Source organism: Roseospira goensis (genome assembly GCF_014197795.1).
Classification (GTDB): domain Bacteria; phylum Pseudomonadota; class Alphaproteobacteria; order Rhodospirillales; family Rhodospirillaceae; genus Rhodospira; species Rhodospira goensis.
In genome coordinates this window covers 1-7480 of record NZ_JACIGI010000042.1, presented here as the reverse complement: position 1 = coordinate 7480, position 7480 = coordinate 1, and the positions used below count along the sequence as shown (strand labels likewise).

Sequence of the window (7480 nt, the reverse complement as noted above, 5' to 3'; positions counted from 1 at the left end):
GCCCGCAGGGCCGGCGCGCCCATTCCGGCCCGCAGGGCCGGCGCGGGGCCGTTCGATGCGCTCGGACGTCACACGATCCGGCACATGTCCTCGAACGCCGGACGCGGGGCGCGTGGAGGCAGCCGGTCGGGGTCGCCGTACCCCAGGTTGACCAGGAAGTTCGACCGCCAGGTGGTCCCTTCCAGGAACGCCGCATCGACCTTGGCGTTGTCGAAGCCGCTCATCGGGCCGCAGTCCAGACCCAGCGCGCGCGCCGCCAGGATCAGGTAGGCGCCCTGCAGGGTGCCGTTGCGGAACGCCGTGGTGCGGATCAGGTCGTCGTTGCCCTCGAACCAACGCCTGGCATCGGTATGCGGGAACAGTGACGGGAGCTTCTCGTAGAAGGCCAGGTCGTGGCAGACGATGACCGTGACCGGCGCCGCCATGGTCTTGGCCCGGTTGCCCTCCATCAGGCAGGGTTCCAACCGCGCCTTGGCCGCTTGGCTCTTGACGAACACGAACCGGCCCGGCTGCGAATTGGCGCTCGTCGGCGCCATCTTCAGCAGATCGTACAGGCGGGTCAGCGTGGCGTCGTCGACGGGCCGGTCCAGCCAGTGGGCGTGCGTGCGAGCCGCGTTGAACAGACGGTCCAGCGCGTCGGCGTCGAGGGTCGTCGGATCACGGTCGTCCAGCATCGGCTCTCTCCGGGCAGTCTCTCGATCATGCGGTGGGGCGGTGTGGGCGTGGGGCCGGCCTTGCGGCGCCGTACGCGCGTCACATGACGGCCTCGACGGCCTCCACCTCCGGCACGTAGTGGCGCAGCATGTTTTCGATGCCGTGCTTGAGCGTGGCCGTCGAACTCGGGCACCCGGAACAGGAGCCGCGCATGTGCAGGAACACGACGCCATCGCGGAAATCGTGGAAGATGATGTCGCCCCCGTCCTGGGCCACGGCCGGGCGCACCCGGGTGTCCAGCAGTTCGCGGATCTGGCGGACGACCGGGCTATCCGCCTCCTGGGCCCCGGTCTCGTCGGCGCCGTCCAGAAGGATCGGTTCGCCGGCCGTGAAATGGTCCATGATCGCCCCCAGCACCATGGGCTTGACCACCTGCCAGTCGGCGCTATCGACCTTGCTGACCGAAATGAAGTCGGAGCCCAGGAACACGGCGGCGACACCGTCGAGCCGGAACAGGCGGGCCGCCAGCGGCGACCGCGCCGCGTCGGCGGCGCTGTCGAACTGGGCCGTGCCGCCCCCCAGCACCGCGCGGCCGGGCAGGAACTTCAGGCTGGCCGGATTGGGCGTCGGTTCGGTCTGGATGAACATGGCGCTTCTCTCTCCTCGTCGCGCGAACCATCGCACGGATGCCGTCGGGCGGGACGGCGCGCTCCCACCCTGATCCCGCCCTGACATGGTTGCCGGACGCGGCTCAATCAAGACTGATTTGGTCGGGTATTTGGAGTCGGTCGCGCTCCGCGCGCGGCCGTCACGGGTCGCGACGCTTGCCGGTGCGGGCGAGATCGGCCTCGTAGGACTGCCACCAGGCGGGCTGGTTCTGGCCCAGCTCCCAGAGGTAGTCCCAGCTGTAGATGCCGGTGTCGTGCAGGTCGTCGAACACGATCCGCACGGCGTAGTGGCCGATGGGCTCCAGGTCCAGAATACCCACGTGGCGCCGGCCGCCCACCACCTGGCGCTGGTCAGGCGTATGCCCCTGGACCTCCGCGGATGGGCTGAACACCCGCAGCAGCTCCGCCGGCAGCACGTGCACCGTGCCATCCCCGTAGGTCAGGGTGAGCGTCTTGTCGGCGCGGCTGACGGCGAGGTCGACCGGCACTCGCTGCGAACCGGCGTTGCTCGTCGTCTGGCTCATGCCGCCGGCGTTCCCGGTCCCGGGGTGGGCCGGTCCGTGGGCTGGTCGAGGGGGCGCGCCTCGTCGATCAGCATGATCGGCACGCCGTCGCGGATGGGGTAGGCGAGGCCGGCCTGGCGGCTGATCAGTTCGCGGTTCTCGCGGTCGTACTCCAGCGGTCCCTTGCCCAGCGGGCACACCAGGATCTCCAGCAGGCGCGGGTCGATGGGGGTGGGATCGTCGTCGTCGATCTCGGTCATGGGTGCTCCTCTTGATGCCGGTAATGGGACCGGTTGTGGGACCGGTGAAGGGGCCGGCCGGATGTCGCCGCGGCGCCGGTCGGGGAGGGGGGCTCGGTGCGCCTACTGGCGTGCGCCGCCGCCGCCCGTGGTATCCATGGCGCCCATCTCCAACAGGGCCATCATCAGGTCGGCGCGCTCCTGCGGGGTTCCCGCCTCCAGCAGCGCCTGCTTCTCGCGCGGCTCGAACGGGCACACCATGGCCAGCGAGGTGACCAGCGGCCGCGTGTCGACCTCGCGCATGATGTCCCAGTTGAAACTGAGCCCGTGGCGGGCGGCGAAGGGCTTGAGGACTCCGAACAGGCGGTCGCGGTCGATCGCGACGGCGGGCGACTCGTCCATGTCCTCGCGATAGGGGCCGTAGTCGGCGCGGACCCGGCGGTAGCCCCGGTGCAACGCCAGTTCCTCGCCCACCCGGAACCGGTTCAGCCCCATCAGGGTGATCAGCAGACGGCCGTCGCTGGTCTCCTCGAACGACACGATGCGGCCCAGGCAGGCGACATCGAACAGCGGCGGAGTCGCCTCTTCGGTGTCCCCGTCCTGATCGGACTGGCGCGGCTGCGCCATCGCCATTTCCCGGCCCGCTCCCAGCGCATCCTCCACCAGGTTCAGATACCGCGGCTCGAAGATGTTGAGCGGCAGCCGGCCGCCCGGCAGCAGCAGGACCCCGGACAGGGGGAATACAGGGACGACGGCGGGGAGTTCGTCGAACCGCGGGTGAAAGGTGCGGACCATGTCCCTCCCTCAACGCTGGCGCGGCCGGGTCCGGGGCCGCGGGTGTCGGGCGGCGCGGGCGGCCTCAGGCGAACAGCAGCGAGGACAGCCGCCGCCGCCCGGACACGGCCACCGGATGACCGGGGCCAAGGGCCTCGAACACCTTGAGCAGGCGCTGGCGCGCCGCGCCGTCGTTCCAGTCGCGATCGCGCCGGAACAGGTCGAGCAGTTCGGCGACCGCCGCCTCCGGCTGGTCGGCGGCGTAGAGCGCGTTGGCCAGGTCGTAGCGGGCCTGGTGATCGTCGGGGTCGGCCTCCACGCGCGCCCGTAGCTCCGGCACCGGCCCGGCGCTTTCCTGCGCCAGTTCCAGCTTGGTCTTGGCGGCGGCGATGGCCGGGTCGGCCAGCATCTCGGCCGGCAACTGGGACAGGATCTGAGCGGCGTCGCCGGTCTGGCCGTTGGCCACCAGGGCGCGCAGGTAGCCGGCGATGGCCTTGGTGTTGCCCTGGTCGACCTGGAGCACCTGCTGGTACAGCGCGAGCGCCCCTTCGGCGTCGCCCCCCTCCAGCGCCCCATCCGCCTCCGCCAGCAGATCATCCACCGGGTTGGCCGTCCCGCCGGTCAGGGCGGACAGGAATTGCTTGATCTGGCTCTCCGGCAGGGCGCCGGCGAAGGCGTCTACCGGGCGGCCCTGGCGGAAGCCATAGACGGTCGGCACGGACTGGACGCGGAGCTGGGCGGCGAGCTGCTGGTTCTCGTCCACATTGATCTTCACCATGCGGATCGCGCCGTTCATCTGGCGGACCAGCTTTTCCAGCAGGGGGCCGAGGGTCTTGCACGGCCCGCACCAGGGCGCCCAGAAATCAACCACCACCGGCACACTGTTCGAGGCCTCGATGACGTCCGCCATGAAGCTTTCGGTGCTGCCGACCTTGATGAGGTCGCCCCCGGCCGCCGGAGAGGCGGTGCCGACCGTGGACCCTTCGCCGTCCAGAATGAGTGCCATCGTCCGATCCGTTCCGTTATCGGGTTCGTTGTGGGTCTGGGAGGCGCCGCCACGCCAACCGGTCTCGCGCCCGAGCATGTCGCGCCGCGATGCTGGGCCCATACTTGGTCCGGACGCCGGCCGGAGGCAAGGGCTCTTGCCGGTCCCGGCGTCCCGGGCACGGGCGGGGGCGGCGCCGGCGGTTTTTTTCCGGCACGGCGCAAATTCGCTGTTGCAATGCCAATCTGGCTGAGTATAGTCACGCTCCTCGACGGGACGCGGCGCCCCAGGGCGCTCCCAACCCCTCCCGTCGGGCCGCCGCCAAGGCCAATTCCAAAAGGCTTTACAAGCGGTTGGTCCCGGTGTTAGAAGCCGGTCACACAGTCGGATGCGGGCGTAGCTCAGGGGTAGAGCACAACCTTGCCAAGGTTGGGGTCGTGAGTTCGAATCTCATCGCCCGCTCCAGTTTTCTAAAGATAATTCAAAGATTTAAGAACGGCCCGAAAGGGCCGTTTTTGCTTACACGAGCCCGCGAGAAGGGCTGTGTAAGCCCTGTGTAAGCAGGGGCAGACGCGGTTTCACATCTCAGGCCAGGGGCGCTTGGTGGGGTGACCGAACACGCGGTAGTCGCCTTGGTCGCCGCCTGTCCGGGATCGGTGGCATCGATAGACGACAGCGACACCACGCTCTTTCAGGTCCCTGGTGAACGGCTGGGCCACGAGGGTGCGGAGCGTGTCGAGGGAGATCGGGGCTCGCCAAATCGGCCAGGAAAACCAATCGCCATCGTTGTCATGATGAAACCCGGTCGTGTGAAGCCAGCCCCCGACAGCGAAACACGGAAACAGCGGCAGGGCCTGGGACGCCAGAAAAACGGCGGCGGCAACGGATCGCTTCTGCTTGTCGTCGGCCGGGGCCTTGTTACGAAGGGCATGAAGCCGTTGGGTGGTCGGGTCCCAGCCGAGTGAATGCGCGTCGTCTTCATAAAGCCATGGTCCAAAAATAGCGTTCTCAATCTTCTCTACAGCCCTTTCGGCTTTCCTATTATTTCTGCTCTTGTTGATGTGGGGAAGAATAAAACTCTTTAAAGTAGTTTCAAGGCTTTGCCGTGCGCTCGTCATGATCATTTTTGATGGATGGACAGGGCCTGCGCCCTTGCTGTCGCGCGCGAGGCTGTCGCTGCCCAGGCTTGGAAGTAGTTCCGTGATCGCCACACCCAAGGTCGCATCTTCATCCGCCGCAGTGAGGGCCCAGTGGCCTTTTTTTCGATAATCCTCAATGCTCAGGGTCCGTCCGATCCCGGGAAAGCGTTTCAATAGGTTTTCGACGTCCGTCGCCGCCTGCGCGACGGCATCGACGATTCGCTCCCGAAAGGCGCCCGTCGCATCGGTCGCGGCCCTGTCGTGCAGCACGGCCGTCCAGGTCCCGTGCGTCTCCGCCCATCCCAGACGGACCCCGCTGTTCGGTCCCATCACCCGCAGCACGCCGCAGGCCGCCAGGAAGCCCAGGGGGTGATCTCCCTTCAGACCGCTCAGTTCCAGTTCGAGGGTCTTGGTCTGGTCGGTCATGGCTCGGCGGGCTCCTCGGTATCCGGCGCGGTGGCGGCGGGTCGCTGCTCCCGCGCGGAGACGGTGCGGTCGGCCGTTATCAGCAGGGCTTCCAGATAGGCCAGGCCCCACCAGCCATAGCGCCGCACCAAGCGCCAGAACAGGTCGATCCAGTTCGCGTCCAGGCGGTGGAGCCCATGACTCGAGCAAGCCTCCACCGTCTTGCCATCGACCGCCACGCGCACGCACACCGGGCTGGAATCGTCCACGACCGGCGGAAAAGCGCGGCCGTGGCCGTGGTGGGTGCCGATCAGCAGGCGCGCGAGATCGCCGGCCTCGCCGATGGCCAGGCCGGCCTCCTCGAACAACCGCACAGACACAAACTCGTGGCGGGCGCCTTTCGGGTAGCCGAACGGTTCGGGCGACGGCCAGTCGGAGGGGTGCGCGCCCGACTTGGCCAGAAGCCCTCCCTTTCCTTTAGCGTTGGCCGCGAGGGCCGTGATCTCGCTGGCGTACAGCCAAGCCTGAAAACGGGGATCGGCTTTGCCGGCATCGTGCCAGCGGCCGGCCAGGGCGAGGGCTTCGGTGAAGGGAGTGTCGAGGCCGGCCTTCTCGGCGAACGCCCGCGCCTGGGCACCAACAGCTTTCGTATGTTCGTCCAGCGTGACGCTTTGGCCCCCGGGAAAGACGGAGGGGCCGTCCGCCTCCGGTTCCTCGACCTCGGTCTCGTCCGGCTCCGACCTGCCAGCCTTTTCCAGAGCCTTGACAAGATCGGGGCTTGCCGGAGTGCTGACCAACAGCCCGCAGTCATCGGGATACAGGGTCACCCGCAACGATTTTTTCGCCTCCCGCAAGGCCAAGACGGCAACCTGCTCGGCGCCCGAATGGGCGCCCGCTATCACGTCCAGAAGCTCAAGAGCCAACCGTCGCCGTTCCGTGGCATCAACGGCCCCCGACTGCACGGTGTTCAGGGCGTGCTTAAGTCGCGCCGTCACGTCCGCCTTGAACGCCTCGTCCATGTCCGGCATCAGGACGGGATGCAGGCGCCAGCGCACCAGGGGCCGACGCACGGCGTGGGCGGGCGTGGTGGCGATGGCATCCAGCAGGCACGCTTCGGCGATATCCGGGACGGGATCGTGTGTGCCGGGGGTCCAGCCGAAGGCGTCGGCCCCGCCGTAGATGGCTGGCACGACGATGGTATCGCCGGGCCGCAGGTCTTCGGCGCCGACGGACTGGGCGTCGTCCTTGCCCCGCCAGCGCAACACCCGCCGGGATGCACGTTCGGAACGATCGAACGGCGCTTGGCTCACGCCTTCCACGTCGGCGACGGCGCCGGTTGACGTCCCGCGCAGCCAGGCGCGGACCTCGGAGAGGGGCACCGCCATCGCCTCCCGCGTGCGCGGCGGCATCAGCGCGACGATGCGCCCCCATTGATCGGCGTTCTCGGGCAAGTCGGCGCGCCAGACCATCTGGACATCGGCGGGGCGATCCGCGACGCCATGCAGGAACGGGGCTACGTCGGGGTCCGGTTCCGGCATGGGATCCGTCTGCACCCAGGCGTTCAGGTGCGCCGGAAAGAGAACGGGCGCGTCGCGGGCCGGCGCCACCATGGCGTTGATGTCAATCTCTTGTTTTGTAATCGCCTGATCCAGGGCGTTGACACCGAAGTCAACGGTGACCGATTGGGTTTCACCCTTCTTCTTGCTTTTTGCTTTGCCCAGCGAGACCAAGAACGCCCACGTTGCGGCGAGGGCCGACCCGTAAATCGGGTCGATCTCGCTGGTCTTGGTGTGGTCGCCACGGATGACGACGACCGCCTGCGACGGCAGGTGTTGTGCGTGCCGCCTCCCCAAGCGGTCGAGACGTCCGAAGCGCTGGCGAAGCGCGTCCAGCGCGGCGGCCTCGGTGACCAGGGCATCGAAATCCAGGTTGGCGCCGACCTCCACGGTCTGCGTCGCCACCACGAACAGGGGCCGCTGCGGAGGATGCTCCCGGCTGGCCTTGATCCACGGCAGCCATTTTTTGGTTCATCACGGAATTCCGGGGAAGGCGGCGCGGATCTTGAGAAAGAAGTAGGCGTCATCGCGGAAGCCGTAGGCCATCCGCTTGATGA

Annotated in this window: 8 protein-coding genes and 1 tRNA gene; 1 reads left to right on the top strand and 8 read right to left on the bottom strand. The window is 67.9% G+C overall.

Translation table 11 applies throughout. The annotated features are described in order from the left end of the window. Positions 1-68: 68 nt before the first annotated feature. The 6 genes from GGD88_RS16470 to trxA form a co-directional block, all read right to left on the bottom strand. A complete protein-coding gene (locus GGD88_RS16470; RefSeq protein ID WP_184437487.1) occupies positions 69-674 on the bottom strand; it encodes a malonic semialdehyde reductase in 606 nt (201 codons plus the stop codon). A gap of 79 nt (positions 675-753) precedes the next feature. Continuing rightward, entirely contained in the window at positions 754-1302 is a 549-nt protein-coding gene (locus GGD88_RS16465; RefSeq protein WP_184437485.1) for a NifU family protein, read from the bottom strand. A gap of 160 nt (positions 1303-1462) precedes the next feature. After that, on the bottom strand, positions 1463-1846 hold the full coding sequence (locus GGD88_RS16460) for a gamma-butyrobetaine hydroxylase family protein (protein ID WP_184437483.1): 384 nt from the start codon (positions 1844-1846) through the stop codon (positions 1463-1465). Beyond that, positions 1843-2085 carry a Trm112 family protein gene (locus GGD88_RS16455; protein ID WP_184437481.1) on the bottom strand — a complete coding sequence of 81 codons (243 nt, stop codon included), beginning with the start codon at positions 2083-2085 and terminating at the stop codon, positions 1843-1845. Before GGD88_RS16455 ends, GGD88_RS16460 begins: the two co-directional genes overlap by 4 nt. 102 nt (positions 2086-2187) lie before the next feature. Then, positions 2188-2859, bottom strand: a complete 672-nt coding sequence (locus GGD88_RS16450; protein ID WP_184437479.1) for an LON peptidase substrate-binding domain-containing protein — start codon at positions 2857-2859, stop codon at positions 2188-2190. A 64-nt stretch (positions 2860-2923) separates the two neighbouring features. Further along, on the bottom strand, positions 2924-3844 hold the full coding sequence (gene trxA / locus GGD88_RS16445) for a thioredoxin (protein WP_184437471.1): 921 nt from the start codon (positions 3842-3844) through the stop codon (positions 2924-2926). 369 nt (positions 3845-4213) lie between these two features. Here trxA and GGD88_RS16440 point away from each other — a divergent pair. Next, positions 4214-4288 (top strand) — tRNA-Gly (locus GGD88_RS16440). A 113-nt stretch (positions 4289-4401) separates the two neighbouring features. Here the strand turns inward: GGD88_RS16440 and GGD88_RS16435 are convergent. Both GGD88_RS16435 and cas3g read right to left on the bottom strand, forming a co-directional pair. Next, complete coding sequence (locus GGD88_RS16435; protein ID WP_184437469.1) at positions 4402-5388, bottom strand: type I-G CRISPR-associated protein, Cas3-extension family; 987 nt, start codon at positions 5386-5388, stop codon at positions 4402-4404. Beyond that, a complete protein-coding gene (gene cas3g, locus GGD88_RS19340) occupies positions 5385-7373 on the bottom strand; it encodes a type I-G CRISPR-associated helicase/endonuclease Cas3g (protein WP_425502609.1) in 1989 nt (662 codons plus the stop codon). The genes GGD88_RS16435 and cas3g overlap by 4 nt, the downstream gene beginning before the upstream one ends. Positions 7374-7480: the final 107 nt, after the last annotated feature.

Excerpts from the sequence above, each read along its gene's own strand:
- trxA (WP_184437471.1), bottom strand. The coding sequence starts at position 3,844 with ATGGCACTCATTCTGGACGGCGAAGGGTCCACGGTCGGCACCGCCTCT.
- GGD88_RS16460 (WP_184437483.1), bottom strand. The coding sequence starts at position 1,846 with ATGAGCCAGACGACGAGCAACGCCGGTTCGCAGCGAGTGCCGGTCGAC.
- GGD88_RS16435 (WP_184437469.1), bottom strand. The coding sequence starts at position 5,388 with ATGACCGACCAGACCAAGACCCTCGAACTGGAACTGAGCGGTCTGAAG.
- GGD88_RS16450 (WP_184437479.1), bottom strand. The coding sequence starts at position 2,859 with ATGGTCCGCACCTTTCACCCGCGGTTCGACGAACTCCCCGCCGTCGTC.
- GGD88_RS16465 (WP_184437485.1), bottom strand. The coding sequence starts at position 1,302 with ATGTTCATCCAGACCGAACCGACGCCCAATCCGGCCAGCCTGAAGTTC.
- GGD88_RS16455 (WP_184437481.1), bottom strand. The coding sequence starts at position 2,085 with ATGACCGAGATCGACGACGACGATCCCACCCCCATCGACCCGCGCCTG.
- GGD88_RS16470 (WP_184437487.1), bottom strand. The coding sequence starts at position 674 with ATGCTGGACGACCGTGATCCGACGACCCTCGACGCCGACGCGCTGGAC.